The sequence below is a fragment of the Nocardioides sp. N13(2025) genome (assembly GCF_051912545.1).
Lineage (GTDB): Bacteria > Actinomycetota > Actinomycetes > Propionibacteriales > Nocardioidaceae > Nocardioides.
Window position 1 is genome coordinate 984,310 of record NZ_CP196809.1, and the last position, 17,520, is coordinate 1,001,829.

Annotated in this window: 16 protein-coding genes; 7 read left to right on the plus strand and 9 right to left on the minus strand. The window is 72.2% G+C overall.

All coding sequences use genetic code 11. From position 1 onward, the window contains the following. Window positions 1–2: 2 nt before the first annotated feature. A complete protein-coding gene (locus ACS3YM_RS04805; protein WP_439938937.1) occupies window positions 3–2,432 on the minus strand; it encodes a LuxR C-terminal-related transcriptional regulator in 2,430 nt (809 codons plus the stop codon). A gap of 221 nt (window positions 2,433–2,653) precedes the next feature. On the opposite strand from ACS3YM_RS04805, the gene ACS3YM_RS04810 reads away from it, so the two are divergent. From ACS3YM_RS04810 to ACS3YM_RS04820, 3 genes are all read left to right on the plus strand, one after another. Beyond that, window positions 2,654–3,424: a hypothetical protein gene (locus ACS3YM_RS04810; protein ID WP_439938938.1), complete on the plus strand. Its 771-nt coding sequence runs from the start codon at window positions 2,654–2,656 to the stop codon at window positions 3,422–3,424. Between the two features lie 75 nt (window positions 3,425–3,499). After that, complete coding sequence (locus ACS3YM_RS04815) at window positions 3,500–4,957, plus strand: MFS transporter (RefSeq protein WP_439938939.1); 1,458 nt, start codon at window positions 3,500–3,502, stop codon at window positions 4,955–4,957. A 27-nt stretch (window positions 4,958–4,984) separates the two neighbouring features. Further along, complete coding sequence (locus ACS3YM_RS04820; RefSeq protein WP_439938940.1) at window positions 4,985–5,764, plus strand: alpha/beta fold hydrolase; 780 nt, start codon at window positions 4,985–4,987, stop codon at window positions 5,762–5,764. Between the two features lie 22 nt (window positions 5,765–5,786). On the opposite strand, the gene ACS3YM_RS04825 is transcribed toward ACS3YM_RS04820, so the two are convergent. Further along, window positions 5,787–6,323 (minus strand): CGNR zinc finger domain-containing protein, encoded by a 537-nt coding sequence (locus ACS3YM_RS04825; protein WP_439938941.1) that lies wholly within the window; start codon window positions 6,321–6,323, stop codon window positions 5,787–5,789. Window positions 6,324–6,355: 32 nt separating this feature from the next. Between ACS3YM_RS04825 and ACS3YM_RS04830 the strand changes: the two genes are divergently transcribed. Next, complete coding sequence (locus ACS3YM_RS04830; protein WP_439938942.1) at window positions 6,356–7,351, plus strand: EamA family transporter; 996 nt, start codon at window positions 6,356–6,358, stop codon at window positions 7,349–7,351. On the opposite strand, the gene ACS3YM_RS04835 is transcribed toward ACS3YM_RS04830, so the two are convergent. From ACS3YM_RS04835 to mce, 4 genes are all read right to left on the minus strand, one after another. Next, entirely contained in the window at window positions 7,329–8,534 is a 1,206-nt protein-coding gene (locus ACS3YM_RS04835) for an AI-2E family transporter (RefSeq protein ID WP_439938943.1), read from the minus strand. The two genes, ACS3YM_RS04830 and ACS3YM_RS04835, sit on opposite strands and share 23 nt — an antisense overlap. 101 nt (window positions 8,535–8,635) lie before the next feature. Continuing rightward, the gene (locus tag ACS3YM_RS04840; RefSeq protein WP_439938944.1) at window positions 8,636–9,967 is read right to left on the minus strand and encodes a hypothetical protein; all 1,332 of its coding nucleotides are present in this window, start codon (window positions 9,965–9,967) and stop codon (window positions 8,636–8,638) included. Between the two features lie 163 nt (window positions 9,968–10,130). Then, a complete protein-coding gene (gene ccrA, locus ACS3YM_RS04845) occupies window positions 10,131–11,471 on the minus strand; it encodes a crotonyl-CoA carboxylase/reductase (protein ID WP_439938945.1) in 1,341 nt (446 codons plus the stop codon). Window positions 11,472–11,582: 111 nt separating this feature from the next. After that, on the minus strand, window positions 11,583–12,038 hold the full coding sequence (gene mce, locus ACS3YM_RS04850; RefSeq protein WP_439938946.1) for a methylmalonyl-CoA epimerase: 456 nt from the start codon (window positions 12,036–12,038) through the stop codon (window positions 11,583–11,585). A 160-nt stretch (window positions 12,039–12,198) separates the two neighbouring features. Between mce and ACS3YM_RS04855 the strand changes: the two genes are divergently transcribed. Beyond that, a complete protein-coding gene (locus tag ACS3YM_RS04855; protein ID WP_439938947.1) occupies window positions 12,199–13,383 on the plus strand; it encodes an acetyl-CoA C-acetyltransferase in 1,185 nt (394 codons plus the stop codon). A gap of 19 nt (window positions 13,384–13,402) precedes the next feature. Beyond that, window positions 13,403–14,362, plus strand: coding sequence for a methylmalonyl Co-A mutase-associated GTPase MeaB (meaB, locus tag ACS3YM_RS04860; RefSeq protein ID WP_439938948.1), 960 nt, complete (start codon window positions 13,403–13,405; stop codon window positions 14,360–14,362). Here meaB and ACS3YM_RS04865 read toward each other — a convergent pair. The 3 genes from ACS3YM_RS04865 to ACS3YM_RS04875 all read right to left on the minus strand — a co-directional run bounded on the left by ACS3YM_RS04865 (window position 14,342) and on the right by ACS3YM_RS04875 (window position 16,514). Next, on the minus strand, window positions 14,342–14,938 hold the full coding sequence (locus ACS3YM_RS04865) for a hypothetical protein (RefSeq protein ID WP_439938950.1): 597 nt from the start codon (window positions 14,936–14,938) through the stop codon (window positions 14,342–14,344). The two genes, meaB and ACS3YM_RS04865, sit on opposite strands and share 21 nt — an antisense overlap. 155 nt (window positions 14,939–15,093) lie before the next feature. After that, window positions 15,094–15,822 (minus strand): SDR family oxidoreductase, encoded by a 729-nt coding sequence (locus ACS3YM_RS04870; protein ID WP_439938951.1) that lies wholly within the window; start codon window positions 15,820–15,822, stop codon window positions 15,094–15,096. 104 nt (window positions 15,823–15,926) lie between these two features. Beyond that, window positions 15,927–16,514: a GtrA family protein gene (locus ACS3YM_RS04875; RefSeq protein ID WP_439938952.1), complete on the minus strand. Its 588-nt coding sequence runs from the start codon at window positions 16,512–16,514 to the stop codon at window positions 15,927–15,929. Between the two features lie 58 nt (window positions 16,515–16,572). On the opposite strand from ACS3YM_RS04875, the gene ACS3YM_RS04880 reads away from it, so the two are divergent. Further along, a complete protein-coding gene (locus ACS3YM_RS04880; RefSeq protein ID WP_439938953.1) occupies window positions 16,573–17,517 on the plus strand; it encodes a co-chaperone YbbN in 945 nt (314 codons plus the stop codon). The last annotated feature ends 3 nt before the right edge of the window (window positions 17,518–17,520 follow it).

The following is a 17,520-nucleotide window of genomic DNA, read 5'->3' on the forward strand; positions in this document are numbered from 1 at the left end:
ACCTAGGTCGACAGGTGGGACTGCTCCATCACCAGCGCGGCCAAGCGGGCGCGGGTGTTGATGTCGAGCTTGCGGTAGATGTGCGTCAGGTGGGCGTCGACCGTGCGGGGGGAGACGAAGAGCTCCTCGGCGATCTTGCGGCTCGTGAGGCCGTGGGCCACCCGCTCGGCGACCAGCCGCTCGGCGGCGGTCAGCGAGTCGAGCACCGACGGGGGTGCGGTCGCGGGCCGGTTGAAGACCGCCGTGATCGAGGCGACGGCGTCCCCGGACAGCTCGTCGCCGTCGATCCACTCCTGGGGCGCGCGAGCGGCGGGCACCACGTCGTAGTCGGCGGAGTAGCCCCAGCGGACGGCCATCCGTGGCGTGCGCAGCGCGAAGGCGGCGGCCGCCAGGGCGCGCGCCTCGGGCAGCTCCCGGGACCGGGCGACCCCTGCCAGCCCGTCGAGCACGTCGGCAGCGCGCAGGGGGAGCCGCATGGTGCGGCACTGCTCGAGGGCGGTGAGGTACGTCGTGGTGGCCTGCTCGAGGTCGCCGAGGTCGACCAGGGCACGTCCGAGCAGCAGCCGGGCGTCGACGCCGTCGCGACCCAGGCGGGCCGAGTCGGCGAGCGCCACCACGTCCGCCGCCAGTCCGGCCGCCTGACGTGCCTCCCCGCGCACCAGCAGGTCGCGGCCGTCCTGGGCCAGCACCGGGAGCCGGACCGCCCACGGCAGCGTCTCGCGGACGACCTCGGTGGGCACCCAGGTCGGGTCGAGCCCGCGGAGCAGCGTCTCGGCCAGCAGGCCGACGCGGTCCTCCGCGAGCTCGCGGGCCTCGAGGACGACCGCCCGGGTGCCGGCCACCGCCTCGGCGATGCGCCCCTGCTCGAGGGCGATGCGGGCCAGCACGGTGCGCAGCGAGAGGTCGATCCAGCGCTCGTCACGGCTGGTGCGCGCCGGCATCGCCTCGTCGGCCGCACGCGCGGCCTCGGCGAAGCGGCCCTGCGAGGCGTAGAGGTCGGCCAGCGTGCGGGTGGCCTGGCGGCGCATCGAGCCCTCGGGGTCGAGCTCGATGGCGCGTCGCGCCTCCTGCTCGGCGCGCTCGAGGTCGCCGGCGTCGAGGTGCATCTCGGCTCGGATCGACGCGGTCTTGGCCAGCTGCTCCTCCGGGCGGGGCGCCGAGGAGGCGTGCTCGTCGGCGCGGTCGAGCAGCCAGAGCCCCTCGTAGGTGCCGCGCATCTCCGACGCGGCGATGCCCGCGCGTCGAGCCATCTGGGCACCGATCGCCGGGGGGCCGTCGCCGCTGGCGAGCGCCCCCTCCATGATCTCGACCGCCTCGCGGGTGCGCATCGAGGTGTAGAGCGAGGAGTAGATGCGGTTGGCCACGGAGTAGCCCTCCGCGCGGGTCTCGGGGTTGGCGCACGCGGAGAGCACGGCGTGGCGCATGGCCGGCAGGTCGCGCAGCCACTCGGCGTCGGCGGCGCCGAAGTTGTCGTGCTCCGGCGCATGGCTCTGCGCCCAGCCGAGCAGGCCGGACTGCACCGCGGCGACGTCGTCCGCGCCGGCCAGCGCACGGGCCCGCCCGCGGATGGGGGAGAGCATGTCGAAGCGACCACGCTGGTCGACCTCGAGGAGGCTGCGGCGCACGAGGTTGCCGGCCAGCTCCGCCGCCTCGGGCACGGGTACGTCGAGCACGCGGGCGAGCACGCCGAGTCCCACCGGGAAGTCCAGCAGGCCGATGCGCCGCAACGCGGACGCGCTCGCGTCGTCGAGCAGCGCGTGCGCGGAGTCGACCGCCTGGTCGAGGCTCACGGTCGACATCGCGTTGCTGAGGCCGACGAGCGCCGACTGGACGGCCACCTGCTCGATCAGCAGCGGCAGGCCGCCGGTGGCGCTCAGCAGGCGGCGTACCTCGTGGGCGTGGGTGGCGAGGTCGACCTGCTGGCCCCCGGCGGCGCGGATGCGGCGCAGGAACAGCTCGACGGCCGGCCCCTCCAGGGGTGCGCGCTGGGAGGGCACCGGCAGCGGGCCGACGCGCACGACCGTCTCGAGCGGCTGGCCGGCGGTGGTCCGGGCGGTGACCACCACGCGGGCGTCGGTGGTGATCTCGAGCATCGTCTGCAGCGCGGGCCCGGCGTCGGTGGCGTCGAGGTCGAGCCCGTCGAGCACCAGCAGGCACTCGCGGCCGTCCACGGCTCTCCCGAGGGCGCCGGCGAGCGAGTCGCCGGGTGCCGTCTCCGACTCGAGGCTCTCCAACGCGGCGACGAGCACGTCGTCGAGGCTGCGCAGGTTGCGCGCGTCGACCCAGGAGGCTGCGGAGTCGGCGGCGGCGTGGCGCACCAGGAGCGTCTTGCCGCTGCCGGGAGGGCCGACGACCGTGACCCAGCGGGACTCGTCGAGTGCCTCGCCCAACGCACGCTGGACGTCGTCGCGACCGAGGCACGGGGACAGCACGCACCGAACCTATCGCCTCGCGCACGAGAGATACGTAGGACTACGGATGCTGACACCGGGGTGTTCGCGGGAGGGTACTCGTACGCCGAGGGTGTCGGGACCGCACAGGGGAGGGTCCCGCAGCCCACCGGCCGCCTCTCTGAGCAGGTCGCACATCGTCGGGGGACGGTGGGCGACCTGCTCGTGCGTGCGGACCTTGTCGCCTCTCGTACGCTGGGCCCATGGAACTCGTCCTCGTGCTGGTCGTCCTCGGCGGGCTCGTCGCGGTCGCCGTGGCGGCCGGGAAGTCGGGCAAGAACCGCGAGCTGGCACGCGTCGAGGCCGAGGTGGCGCCCGTGAAGCGGCTGGCCGAGGAGGACGTCACCGCGCTGGGCGTCGAGCTCCAGGACCTCGACATCGACCTGGCCGGGGAGCAGCTCGACCCGGGCGCCAACGCCGACTACCAGCGTGCGCTCGACTCCTACGAGGCCGCCAAGGTCGCCGCGGCCGGGCTGACCCGCGCCGAGGACGTCCGGCACGTCACGGAGATCCTCGAGGACGGGCGCTACGCCATGGCCTGCGTGCGGGCCCGCGTGGCCGGGCAGCCGCTCCCGCAGCGTCGTCCTCCCTGCTTCTTCGACCCGCGCCACGGCCTGTCGGTCGCCGACGTCCCGTGGACGCCGCCGGGCGGCACCTCGCGTGACGTCCCGGCGTGCGCGCTCGACGTCGAGCGGGTGCGTGCCGGTGCCGAGCCCGACATCCGCAAGGTGATGGTCGGGTCGCGCCGGGTGCCCTACTGGCAGGGCGGGCGCGCCTACCAGCCCTACGCCCAGGGCTACTTCGGCACGTTCTCGCCGATGGACTGGATGTTCATGGGCATGCTCTTCGGCGGCGGCTTCGACGGCATCGGTGACGGCATCGGGGCGATCGGCGAGGGCATCGGCGACCTCTTCGGCGGCATCGGCGACGGCATCGGCGGCATGTTCGACGGTTTCGACGGCTTCGACTTCTGAGCCCGCACCGCAGTCGGGGGCGTTCGCCCTCAGGGGTGTGCTCGCCCGGTGCGCGCAGGTCTAGCGTCGCCAGGCATGGCCGGAGTCGAGACAGGCACGATCACCACTGACATCCCCGCCCGGATGGACCGGCTGCCGTGGGCCCGATGGCACTGGCTGGTGGTCATCGGGCTCGGCACCGTCTGGATCCTCGACGGCCTCGAGGTCACGATCGTCGGCTCGATGTCGGAGGCGCTCAAGCCCAACGACACCGGCCTGGGCCTGTCGAGCTCAGACGTGGGCATGGCCGGAGCGATGTACGTCGCCGGCGCGTGCGTCGGCGCGCTGTTCTTCGGACAGCTCACCGACCGGTTCGGCCGCAAGAAGCTCTTCCTCATCACCCTCGGCGTCTACACGGTCGCCACGGTGCTGACCGCGTTCTCGATGAACCCGGCGTGGTACTTCGCCTGCCGCTTCCTCACCGGCACCGGCATCGGTGGCGAGTACGCCGCCATCAACTCCGCGATCGACGAGCTCATCCCGGCGAAGTACCGGGGCCGCGTCGACGTCGCGATCAACGGCTCGTTCTGGGTGGGTGCCGCGCTGGGCTCGCTGCTCACCATCCCGCTGCTCGACCCCCACGTCGTCGACCCGAGCTGGGGCTGGCGCGCGGCCTTCGCGCTCGGGGCGATCCTCGCGGTCGGGATCCTCATCGTGCGCCGGCACGTCCCGGAGAGCCCGCGCTGGCTCTTCATCCACGAGCGCGAGGAGGAGGCCGAGCGCATCGTCCGCGGCATCGAGCGCACCGTGGAGGAGGAGACCGGCGAGAAGCTGCGCGGCGTCGACGACACGATCACCATCCGCCAGCGCAGGACGATCAGCCTCGCGCTCATCGCCAGGACCGTCTTCACGATGTATCCGCGTCGCACGATCCTGTGCTTCTCGCTCTTCGTGGGCCAGGCGTTCCTCTACAACGCCTTCTTCTTCACCTACGGCGACACCCTCGGCACGTTCCTCGACGTCAAGCAGACCGGGTGGTACCTCGCGGTCTTCGCCGCCAGCAACTTCCTCGGCGCCCTGCTGCTCAGCCCGCTCTTCGACTCGCTGGGGCGGGTGCGGATGATCGCGGGCACCTACATCCTCTCCGGCGTCCTGCTGGCCGTCGCCGGCACCATGCTCGGCAGCCTGACCGCGGTGACCCTGACGCTCTTCGGTGCGGTGATCTTCTTCTTCGCCTCCGCCGGTGCGAGCGCGGCGTACCTGACCGCCTCCGAGATCTTCCCGATGGAGACCCGGGCGCTGTGCATCGCGTTCTTCTATGCCATCGGCACCGCCGCCGGCGGCATCACCGGACCGCTGCTGTTCGGCCGCCTCATCGACAACGCCAGCGAGAGCGGCGACATCACGGGCATCGCGATCGGTTACTTCATCGGCGCCGCCCTGATGGTGATCGGCGGGGTCGTCGAGATCTTCCTCGGCGTCAAGGCCGAGGGGCAGGCGCTCGAGGACATCGCGCAGCCGCTGACCGCCGAGGACCAGCCCGCCCGCGTCTGATCCCGCCTGCTGCGGCAGGATGGCCGGGTGAGCCTGCACACGACTGTCCTCGGTGGGTCCCCGGGACACGGGTCGACGGTCGCGTTCTGCCACGGCCTGTTCGGCCAGGGCAAGAACTGGAGGCAGGTCGCCAAGGCACTGAGCTCCGAGCACCGGGTGCTGCTGCTCGACATGCCCAACCACGGGCGCTCGCCGTGGACCGAGACGTTCGACTACGTCGAGCTGGCCGACCTGGTGGCCGCACAGCTCGAGCCCGAGGGGCCGGTGGCGCTCGTGGGCCACTCGATGGGCGGCAAGATCGCGATGTGCCTCGCGCTGCGGCACCCCGAGCAGGTCGAGCGCCTCGCGGTGGTCGACGTCGCACCGGTGGCCTACCCGAGCGGTCGCGAGTTCGTCGGCTACATCGAGACCATGCGGTCGATGGACCTCTCCGCCATCGAGCGGCGTGACCAGGCCGAGGAGGCCCTGCGCGAGGCGGTGCCCAACCGCGTGGTGCGCAGCTTCCTGCTGCAGAACCTGCGGCGCACCGACGACGGCTGGCACTGGCAGCTCAACCTCGACCTGCTCGGCGAGCACATGGACGGCCTCACCGGGTGGCCCGATGAGGCGCTGGGGGACGCGTCGTACGACGGTCCTGTGCTGTGGGTGGGAGGCGCCCGCTCGGACTACATCTCCGACGAGCACGCGGTGGAGATGGACCGCCGCTTCCCGCGCAACCGCCGGGTGATGGTCAAGGACGCCGGCCACTGGGTCCACTCCGAGCAGCCCGAGGTCTTCCTCGAGGTGATGAAGCGGTTCCTCGCCTGACGGGCTCCGGCTCGGACCCGGCTCAGGCCTTCTGGCGGGCGCGGTAGGCCGCGACGGCCTCGCGGTTGCCGCAGGTGGTCGAGCAGTAGCGGCGGGAGCGGTTGCGCGACAGGTCGAGCACGACGTCGTCGCAGTCGTCGGCCGCACACCGGTCGAGACGCGACATCTCGTCGGCGCGGATCACGTCGACCATCGCCATGGCCGTCTCCACGACCACCCGCTCGTCGAGCGGCCGGTCCGGGTCGACCGCGTGCAGGTGCCAGTCCCACTGGTCGTGGCGCTGGAGCTGGGGGAGTGCCTTGGCCTCGGCGAGCATGGCGTTGACGATCTCCACCGCCTCGTCGCGCTCGGCCAGCAGCAGGGCCTTGAGCGCGGGACGCAGGCGACGTACGGCCTCGAGCTCGGCCGGCGTGGCGTCGTGGCGCCCGGTGTAGGACCAGCCGGCCAGGAACGCGGACAGGTCGTCGACCGAGCCGAGCGGGTCGCCGGGCTCGTCGGTGGAGTTGACCAGCGCGACCGCTGCCTGCAGGGCCGCGTCGGTGTCATCCGTGAAAAGCATGTTGACACATTACACACTCGCGCCATACGGTCATGACCGTGACGTCTTTGACCCATGACATTGCTGCGTCCCGGGCGGGCGCGGGCCTGCTCCTCGCCGTGGCGTCGGCGACGTCGTTCGGGCTGTCCGGTGCGCTCGCGCGCGGCCTGCTCGACACCGGGTGGAGCGCCGGGGCGGCGGTCGGGCTCCGGGTCGCCATCGCGGCCGCCGTCCTCCTGGTCCCGGGCATCCTGGCCCTGCGCGGTCGCTGGCACCTCGTGCGCGACAACGCGGGCATCGTCGCCGTCTACGGCACCTCCGCGGTCGCGGGCGCCCAGCTGTGCTACTTCTACGCCGTCACCTACATGCAGGTCAGCGTCGCGCTCCTGCTGGAGTACACCGCGCCCGTCGCGGTCGTGATGTGGCTGTGGCTGCGCCACGGGCACCGGCCGTCGGGCCTGACCCTGCTGGGTGCTGCGATCGCGGCCTGCGGCCTCGTGCTCGTGCTCGACGTCGTCTCGGGCGCCGAGCTGAGCACCGTGGGCGTGCTGTGGGCGCTGGGCGCCATGGTCGGGGCGGCGTCGTACTTCGTCATCTCCGCTGACGAGAGCAACGGCCTGCCCGGCATCAGCCTGGCCGCCGGTGGGCTGCTGGTCGGTGGGGCGCTCCTGCTCGGCGCCGCCGCGATCGGCGTGCTGCCGTTCGACGTGTCCACCGCGGACGCCGTCTACGCCGGCTTCTCGCTGCCCTGGTGGCAGCCCGTCCTCGCACTGGGGCTGGTGACGGCTGCCTTCGCCTACGTCACCGGGATCGCGGCCGGCCGCCGCCTCGGCAGCCGGCTCGCGTCGTTCGTCGCGCTCGGGGAGGTCCTCGCGGCCGTGCTCTGGACCTGGCTGCTGCTCGGCGAGCTGCCCCGCGCGATCCAGCTGGCAGGTGGTCTGCTGGTCCTGGCCGGCGTCGTGGTGGTCAAGCTGGGCGAGGGGCGTGCACCGTTGCTGGTCGAGCCCCTGCCCGAGCCCGAGCCGGTCAGCGAGCGTCCTGCCGCTTGAGGAACACCTCGCGGTGCAGCAGCAGGAGCGCCGCCGCGACCGGCACGGCCAGCAGGGCGCCGACGACGCCCATGAGGGAGCCGCCGACCAGGGCGGCGACCACGGTCACCGAGCCCGGGATGTCGACCGACTTCTTCATGATCCGCGGGTAGATGAAGTAGGACTCGACCTGCTGGTAGGCGAGGTAGTAGACCAGCGCGACCAGCGCCACGGTCGGTGAGACCGTCAGGCCCAGCAGCGTCATGATCGCGCCGGAGATGAACGCACCGACGACCGGGATGAGCGAGAACAGGCCCACCACGAACGCGAGCGCGAAGGCGTAGTCGCCGAGCCCGACGATGAACGAGAAGACCAGCGTGCTCAGCCCGGCGCACAGCGCGACGAGGAACGCGCCGGCGACGTAGGCCCCGGTGGAGCGGATGATGCGGTCGCCCAGGTCGCTGACCCGCGGACGCTTCGAGGCCGGGGCGAGCGAGTAGCCCGCGTGCTTGATGCTCGGCAGCGAGGCGAGGAAGTAGATCATCAGCACGAGCACGATCAGGCTGTTGGTCAGGGCGGAGAGCACCCGGAGGCCGACCCCGAGGGCGCCGCCGAACACCCTCTGCCCGAAGTCGCCGTTCTGGATGTAGTCGCGCGCCTTGGCGATGACGTCGTACTTGTCGTCGAGCTTCTGCACCTGCCGGTTGGTCTGGAGGTCGTCGAGCCAGCCGGGAGCGTTGCGCGTGATCAGGGCGATCTGCTCGCTGATCACCGGGGCGACGGCGACGACGAAGAGCGTCAGCACGCTGATCACCACGACCAGCACGAGGAGCACCGACAGGCCGCGGCGCAGCCCGCGGCGCATGAAGAACTCCACCACCGGGTTGAGCCCGATCGCCAGGAACATCGACATCACCAGCAGGATCAGGATCGAGGAGATGCTGAGGAGCTGCTGGGACAGGAAGATCGCGATGAGGGCGCCCAGCGCCCCGAAGAAGCCGATGTTGAAGGGGGAGTGCCGCAGCAGCTGGGCCGGCGGCGCGACGGGCTCGACGGGGACGTACGGCGCCGGCGTCGCGTCGTCGACCACGAGGTCGGTGGCGTCGTCGATCTCCTCGGCGATGTCAGCGGCCGACTGCGCGGACTCCTCGGCGGCGTCGGCCGCAGCCTCGGCGCGGTCGGCGTGGGTGCTCGCCTGCTCCACGGCCCCACCCGCAGTGGCCGGCTCGGTGCCGGCGGTGTCCGTCGGGGTGTCCTCCCCGGCGTCGCGGGAGGCGATCGCCTCCCGGAGCCGGGTGCCCCAGCTCAGGACCGGTCCTCGTCGAACCCGGCGACCACGTCGCGCAGGGCCCCGAGCTGGGCGGTGATCGCGTCGCGCCGCTTGGCGACCCGGTCGACCTCGGCCTGGATGTTGGCGAGCTCGCGCTCGGCCTCCGCAGCGCGCGTCGTCCCGATCGAGTCGGCCTGGGTGCGGGCCGACGCCACGATCTGCTCGGCCTCGCGGCGCGCGCGGGTCAGCAGGCCCTCGGCCTCGCTCTGGGCCTGCTGGCGGTGGCTGTTGGCCTGGGCAGTGGCCTCGCGGGCACGCTGCTCGGCGGCGTTGGCGCGCTCCTCGGCCTCTGCGACGAGGCGCTGGGTCTCAGCTGTGGCGTTGCTGTGGTGGTCGGCCGCCTCGCGGGTGAGCCGCTCCTTCTCCACCGCGAGCGTGCGTCGGGCCTCCTGCACCTCCCGGTCCGCGGCGGCGCGGGCCTGCTCGGCCTCGCGCGTCGCGGTCACGCGCAGCTCGTTGGTCTCCTGCTGGGCGGCCAGCCGGAGCTGGTCGGCCTCGCGCCGCGCGGCGGCCAGGACGTCCTCGGCCTCGGCCTTGGCCAGGCTGCGCTCGGTCTCGGCGTCGGCGGTGAGCCGGGAGCGCATCTCGTCGAGCTCCTTGAGCTGCACCATGCGCATGTCGTCGGCCTCGCGGGCGGCGTCGGCGCGGATGCTCTGGGCGTCGCGGTCGGCCTGGGCCCTGATCTCGGCGGCGTCACGGCGACCGGCGGCACGCACGTCGGAGGCCTCGTCCTCGGCCAGCCTGAGCATCGACGTGGCGCGGCCACCGAGTCCGGCGTAGGTCGGGTTGGCGTTCTCCTCCAGCTCGGAGCGCAGGCGCTCGAGCTCGGCCTCGAGCTCGATCACGCGCTGCTCGCTGCTCGCCAGGCTGCTCGCGAGGCCGGACTTCTCGGTCTGGAGCTGGCCCACGCGCTGGTCGACGGCCGCCTTGTCGTAGCCGCCGCGGCGCACCAGCGGCAGCGGGGCCGCCGAGGGCGCCGGCACCGGCTGGGCCGGCGGGCGCGGTGCGGCGGGGCCCGACGGGGTGGCAGCCGGGGTCGCAGCCGGCGGGACCACGGGGGCCCGGCGGGTGGCCTCGACCTCGGGCTCGGCGGGCTTCGCCGCCCTGACCGGCTCGGTCCGCGGCGCCTCGGTCGCGGCCGGCTCCGACGTCGGTGCCGGCTCGGCGGGCTTCGCCGGCTTCGCTGCCGGGGTGGTCGCCGCCTTCGGTTGGTCCTTCGGTGTGACCGGGAGCACCTGGGTCTCCTCGGCCGCCTCGTCGGAGGACTCCGGCTCGTCGAAGATGGACAGACCCTTGTCGGAGCTCATGCTGCGACACCCACTCTCACGTCGTACGGACTGCTTGTCTTGCTCGTCGGGTGCCAGTCTGTCCGATGCCCGGGGAAGAACACACCCCGGCTCGCGGGCGACCGGATTTTCGGCCCGCGAACCGGGGTGCGAGGTGTCTCGGAGGTCCTCCGAAGGGGTGGGGTCAGACGCCCCGGAACCGGTTGATCGCGGTCTCGTGCTGCGCGCGCATCTCGTGGTCGAGGACGCCGAGGCCCTCCTCGGGGGAGAGGCACAGGACGCCGACCTTGCCCTGGTGGGCGTTCTGGTGGACGTCGAGCGAGGCCTGGCCGACCTCGTCGAGGGTGTAGGTCTTCGACAGGGTCGGGTGGATCTTGCCCTTGGCGATGAGGCGGTTGGCCTCCCACGACTCGCGGTAGTTGGCGAAGTGGCTGGAGATGATCCGCTTGAGGTTCATCCACAGGTAGCGGTTGTCGTACTCGTGCATGTAGCCCGAGGTCGACGCGCAGGTGGTGATGGTGCCGCCCTTGCGGGTGACGAAGACCGAGGCGCCGAAGGTCTCACGCCCGGGGTGCTCGAAGACGATGTCGATGTCCTCGCCGCCGGTGAGCTCGCGGATGCGGGCGCCGAAGCGCTTCCACTCGCGGGGGTCCTGCTCGGTGCCCTCGTCGTTCCAGAACTTGTAGCCCTCCTCGGAGCGGTTGATGATCAGCTCCGCGCCCATGCTGCGGGCGATGGCGGCCTTCTCCTCGTTGGAGACCACGCACACGGGCGTGGCGCCGCCGTTGAGGGCGTACTGCGTCGCGAAGCCGCCGAGGCCGCCTGAGGCGCCCCAGATGAGGACGTTGTCGCCCTGCTTCATGTCGCCGCCGTTCTTGGAGACCAGCTGGCGGTACGCCGTGCAGTTGACGAGGCCGGGGGAGGCGGCCTCCTCCCAGGTGAGGTGCTCGGGCTTGGGCATGAGCTGGTTCGCCTTGACCATCGCGACGTCGGCCAGGCCGCCGAAGTTGGTCTCGAAGCCCCAGATCCGCTGCTCGGTGTCGAGCATCGTGTCGTTGTGGCCGTCGGGACCCTCGAGCTCCACCGAGAGGCAGTGGGCGACCACGCGGTCACCCGGCTTCCACTTCGTGACGCCGGGACCCGTCTTCAGCACGACGCCGGACAGGTCCGAGCCCACCACGTGGTAGGGCAGGTCGTGGCGCTTGGTCAGCTCGGAGTTGCGGCCGTAGCGCTCGAGGAAGCCGAAGGTGGAGACCGGCTCGAAGATCGAGGTCCACACGGTGTTGTAGTTGATGGCGCTGGCCATCACCGCGACGAAGGCCTCGCCCGGGCCGAGCTCGGGCAGCGGGACCTCGTCGACGTGGAGCGACTTGCGCGGGTCCTTCTCCTTCGAGGTCATCCCCTCGAACATGTCGACCTCGTCCTTCTTCACGAAGGCGGCGCGGTAGGACTCGGGGAGCTCGAGGCTGGCGAAGTCCTCAGAGGTGGCGTCGCCGGACTGGATGGCTTCGAGGATGTTGTGCACGGGTGTCTCCTGAAATCACGGTGTGTGAGGCATCGGTGTGACGATCGGGGGTGAAGATACCGGCGAGTAACCTCGCGTGGGCGGAGGTGTGAGATACCTCGCGTGGCTTGCTCAGTGTGCGTGGGCGGCGGGCTCCACCAGCTCGACCAGGACACCGCCCGCGTCCTTGGGGTGGATGAAGTTGACCCGGCTGTCGGAGGTGCCGCGCCGGGGGGCGTCGTACAACAGGCGCAGCCCCCGCTCGCGTAGCACGGCGGCGACGTGCTCGACGTCGTCGACCCGGAACGCGAGCTGCTGGATGCCCTGGCCGTTGCGATCGAGGAACTTCGCGATGGTCGACTCGGGCGTCAGCGGGGCCAGCAGCTGGATGCACGAGCCCGAGTCGCCGACCCCGACCATCGCCTCGCGCACGCCCTGCTCCTCGTTGACCTCCTCGTGGAGGACCCGCATGCCGTAGGCGTCGCGGTAGAAGGCCATCGCCTCGTCGAGGTCGGGCACGGCGATGCCGACGTGGTCGATGGCGGTGAACAGGTGCTGGACGTCGGCAGGCAGGTCGGGCGCGCTCATGGAGCACATCGTGCACTTCACCGGCGCGGGGCGCGAGGGGGTGTGACGTGTGCCTCACGGTGAATGCCCGCTCACCCCCTCCCGGAGCCACAGGAGCGGTGGGTATCGTCCGAATCGACGGCACCTGCCGCCCATCTCGCAACGCCTGGAGGAACAGCTCATGACCGGATCCGTCATCGTCGCCGGGGCCCGCACCCCGATCGGTCGCCTGCTCGGTGGCCTCAAGGACCAGTCGGCGGCCGACCTCGGTGGGGTCGCCATCAAGGGCGCCCTGGAGAAGGCCGGCGTCACCGGCGAGCAGGTCGACTACGTGATCATGGGCCAGGTCATCCAGGCCGGCACGGGTCAGATCACCGCCCGCCAGGCCGCCGTCAAGGCCGGTATCCCGATGAGCGTCCCCTCCATCACCATCAACAAGGTATGCCTCTCCGGCATCAACGCCATCGCGATGGCCGACCAGCTGATCCGTGCCGGTGAGCACGAGGTCGTCGTCGCCGGCGGCATGGAGTCGATGACGCAGGCCCCGCACCTGCTTCCCAAGAGCCGTGAGGGCTTCAAGTACGGCGACACCGCGCTCGTCGACTCGATGGCCTACGACGCGCTCTACGACCAGTTCACCCACCAGGCGATGATCAACCTGACCGACGGCTGCAACGCGGCCGGCGCCAACCTGACCCGCGAGGAGCAGGACGCGTTCGCGGCCCAGTCGCACCAGCGCGCTGCTCTCGCCTGGAAGAACGGCCTCTTCGACGACGAGGTCGTCCCGGTGACCATCTCGACGCGCAAGGGCGACATCACGGTCGCCGAGGACGAGGGCGTGCGCGGGGACACCACCGTCGAGTCCCTCGCCGGCCTGCGTCCCGTCGCCAAGGAGGGCAGCATCACCGCCGGCTCGGCGTCCCAGATCTCCGACGGCGCCTGCGCCGTGGTCGTGATGAGCAAGGTCAAGGCGGAGGAGCTCGGCCTGACCTGGATCGCCGAGATCGGCGCCTCCGGCCAGGTCGCCGGCCCCGACTCCTCGCTCCAGCTCCAGCCTGCCAACGCCATCGCGAAGGCGGCGGAGAAGGAGGGCATCGCGGTCTCCGACATCGACCTCTTCGAGCTCAACGAGGCGTTCGCCGCGGTCGGCATCGAGTCCGCGCGCCAGCTCGGCGTCGACCAGGACCGTGTCAACGTCAACGGCGGCGCGATCGCGCTCGGCCACCCGGTCGGGATGTCGGGGGCGCGCATCGTGCTGCACCTGGCCCTGGAGCTCCAGCGTCGCGGTGGCGGCGTGGGTGCCGCGGCCCTGTGCGGCGGCGGTGGCCAGGGTGACGCGCTGATCATCCGCGTCCCCGCCTCCTGACGAGGACGGGGAGGCACGCGTGACCAGGCGGGGCGCCCACGCGGTCCCCGACCTGGTCGCACGGGCACGCCGGGGTGATCCCGCGGCGGTGGCCCGGCTGATCACCCTGGTCGAGGACGCGTCACCGCTGCTGCGAGAGGTGATGTCAGCGCTGCGCGAGCACGCCGGACGCGCCCACGTGCTCGGCATCACCGGGTCGCCCGGCGTCGGCAAGTCGACCTCGACCAACGCCCTGGTCGCCGGCATGCGGCGCGCCGGCAGGCGCGTCGGGGTGCTGGCGATCGACCCGTCGTCCCCGTTCTCGGGTGGCGCGCTGCTCGGCGACCGGGTGCGGATGGGTGACCACGCCCTCGACAAGGACGTCTACATCCGCTCGATGGGCGCCCGCGGGCATCTCGGCGGCCTGGCGTGGTCGACCCCGCAGGCTGTGCGGGTCCTCGACGCGGCCGGGTGCGACGTGGTCATCGTGGAGACGGTCGGCGTCGGGCAGAGCGAGGTGGAGGTGGCCGGCCTGGCCGACACCACGCTCGTGCTGCTCGCGCCCGGCATGGGAGACGGGATCCAGGCGGCCAAGGCCGGCATCCTCGAGATCGGCGACGTCTACGCCGTCAACAAGGCCGACCGCGAGGGCGCCGACCGCAGCCGCCGCGAGCTGCGGACGATGCTCTCGATGGCCGAGCGGCGCGAGGGTGGCTGGCGTCAGCCCGTCCTCAAGACCGTGGCCAGCACGGGGGAGGGCATCGACGAGCTGCTGGCGGAGATCGACCGGCACGCCGAGTGGCTCGCCGAGTCCGGCGAGCTGACCCGGCGGCGTACGCTCCGGGCGCGCCGCGAGGTCGAGGCCATCGCCCTGGCCACGATGCGCGCGCGCTGGGGGGAGACCGGCGGCGCCGACCTCGACGTCCTCGCGGGCCGCGTGGCGGCCGGGGACGTCGACCCCTACGCCGCGGCCGACGAGCTACTCGACAGCAGCCGCTGACAGGATCGGGCGGAGGTCGTCGGCAGCCTGGCGCGTGCGGAGCAGCACCGCGGCCAGGCTGGCGCCCTGGCACGCGACGGACAGCAGGTGGTCGCCGTGCTCCGGGGTGTCGACCAGCGTGATCACGGTGTGGGTCGCTCCGGAGGTCAGCTTGACCGTCGTGACCCCGGCGTCTCCCGCCCGGCCGGCCGGGCGGCCGCCGCCGGCGGTGAACATCGACCGCGCCCCGCGCGCGGCAGACGTCGCGTCGGCCTCGGCGAGCCCGAACGCCGCGAGCGGCCTCCCGCCGGTCGTGCACACCAGCACCGACGACAGGCCGTCGAGCTCGCGCATGAGCATCTGGACGACGGGCGCGCAGAGCTCCTGCACGCGGCTCGCATCAGGGGCATCCACCGCGCGGGTCGACTCGACCGGGCCGGTGGGGCCCTCGAGCGTGGACTCCGGGCCGCGGGCGCGCACCTGGTCGCGGCGGTGCCGGGAGGCCCGCCCGGCCCACGAGCCGCCGGGGATGGGGGTGCGGCTCGTGGGCCGTGACACGTGCTGAGGGGTGGGTTCGGCCATCGGGATCTCGCTCACCGAGAGCTCGTCCTTCCGAGTGAGGACCGGCGGGATGAGCCGGATGTGACGGTGCGCCGCGTGGCCCTCTTGTGGAGTGCACGTAGCAGTTCTGTTCATCAATGTACGTCGCTCCGGCGGGCGGCCGAGGCGGTTTCGCGGAAATGCGCGAGAGCTCAGCCGAGGCGGAGCGTCTGTCCCGTGATCCGCGCGGCCGAGCTGCTGGCGAGGAAGAGGGCGGCGTCCGCGACGGCGTCGCCCAGCTGCTGCTGGTGGCGCACCAGGGTGCCACCCGCGACGCGGCTGCCGCCGACCGCGTGCGGGTCCGGGGCGTACTGGCGGGGGAGCACCTGGCGTGGGGCGGGCAGCACCGAGTTGACCCGCACGCCGAGCCCGGCCCACTTCTGCCCGGCACGGGCGGTCGACTCGATGACCTGGGCCTGGGCCTCCTCCGGCGTGCTGGAGAGCTCGAGCCAGGCGCGTACGGCGCCGGTGTTGACCACGCACCCGCCCCCGAGCGCCGGGCTCTGGCTGAGCTTGAGCCGCAGCCGCGTGGTGAGGAAGGTCGGACCGATCAGACCCGACCGGGCGGCCTCCGCGATGAAGTCGCGCTCGGACGGCGGGAGGTCGAAGGGGAGGTTGCACGAGGCGGCGAGCACGAGGACGTCGAGGTGGTCGACCATGCCGACGAGGTGGTCGATCGAGTCCTGGCGGGCGAGGTTGACCGACTCGTAGTCGAAGGGCGACAGGTCGGTGTCGTAGAGGGCGCGCAGCATCATCGTGCCGGTGACCGTCACCGATGCTCCGGCCCGCGCGAACGACGTCGCGAGGGTGTGGCCGTCGCCGCGCGTCCCGCCGACGACGAGCACCTCGTAGCCGGTGAAGTCGTATGACCCCGAAGTCATATCTCCCGCGCCCCTCCCGACGATCTTCGGCGCACTGTCTACCACGTGGTAGCGCCTGACGACAGGTCGGGAGGTGCCCGGCCCCGGCCGCGACCGAGGCCGTCTCAGACCACGTCCTCCTCGAGCAGCACCTCACCCTCGTGGAGGGGATCGGCGAGGTCGAGCCGACCGGTGCGGACGGCGGCGAAGGTCCACAGCTTGTTGAGCACGAACGACAGGGGCGTGACCAGCCCGATCACGACGAGCTGCGACCAGTAGAGCCGGTTGCGGAGCCCGGACGAGTCGTCGAAGACGTCGGTCGGCAGGCTCATCGGCGAGTGGGGGTGCATCAGGAGGGTGAGCAGCGCGAGTCCCACGACCTGGCCGCCGAGGCCGACCACCAGGAACGGCCAGTACTCGTGCCACCAGCGCGAGTGCCGGCTGCTCTGGAAGGTCCAGCTGCGGTTGAGCTGGAAGTTGGACAGGTTCGCCACGAGGAAGGCCGCCGTGGAGTAGACGTGGTACCAGCGGAGGTTGAAGTCCGACATGGCCAGTCCGACGACCGCATCGTCGAAGTGCGGACCCACCTTGCGCAGCGCGATCAGCGTGACCATGTTGACCACGACGCCCGAGAGCCCGACGACGCCGAAGCGTCCGAGCAGCCCGAGGTTGCGGCGCAGGCGTGGTGGCAGCGTCGTTGCCCGGGAGCCCATGTGTCCGAGGCTACCGACCCCTGCCCACGGACGTGGGCCTCCTCCCTAGGATTGAGCCATGACGCAGCAGCCGTTCAGCCGCCCAGGAGCCATCGACCTCTCCGGTCTGGGACAGCCCGCCCCGCAGGCAGGGGCCCGGCCCGGTGGTGCCCCGACCGGTACGCCGGCCGGTGGCGGGTCGTCGTACAGCGTGGTCGTGGACGAGCAGAACTTCCAGTCGCTGCTCGAGCAGTCGATGACGGCGCCGGTGCTCCTGGTGTTCTACTCGCGCACCCGCATGCCCGAGAGCGGCCAGCTGGCCGACGACCTCGAGACCGTGGTGGGCGAGCACGACGGTCGCTACCTCCTCGGCCGGGTCGACATCGACGCCGTCCCGCAGATCGCCCAGGCCATGCAGATCCCGTCGATCCCGCTCGTGGTGGCCGTCGTCGACGGTCGCCCGATGCCGCTGATCCAGGACCCGCTGCCGATCGAGGAGCTGCGCACCGCGCTCACCCAGGTCGGCCAGCAGTTCACCACCCAGGGCATCACCGGGCGCCACCAGCCGCGGTCCGCGGGTGCGCCGGCGGCCGACGGCGAGGAGGAGGTCGTGGACCCGCGCTACGCGCCGGCCCAGGACGCGCTCGCTGCGGGGGACATCGACCAGGCGGTGGCGGAGTACCAGAAGCTCGTCGACTCCAACCCCGCCGACGTGGAGGCCGCCGGCGGCCTCGCGATCGCCAAGGTCATGCAGCGCACGCAGGGCGTCGACCTGGCCCAGGCCCGGGCGGCCGCGGCGGAGAACCCCGACGACGTGGACGCCCAGACGATGGTCGCGGACCTCGACATGCTCGGTGGACACGTCGAGGACGCCTTCACCCGCCTGGTGAACCTGGTCGCGCGCACCGCCGACCCCGAGAGGTCCCGCGCGCGCGACCACCTGCTCGGCCTCTTCGCCGCGGTCGGCAACGACGACCCGCGCGTCCTCGCGGGTCGTCGCGACCTGGCCTCAGCGCTGTTCTAGGCG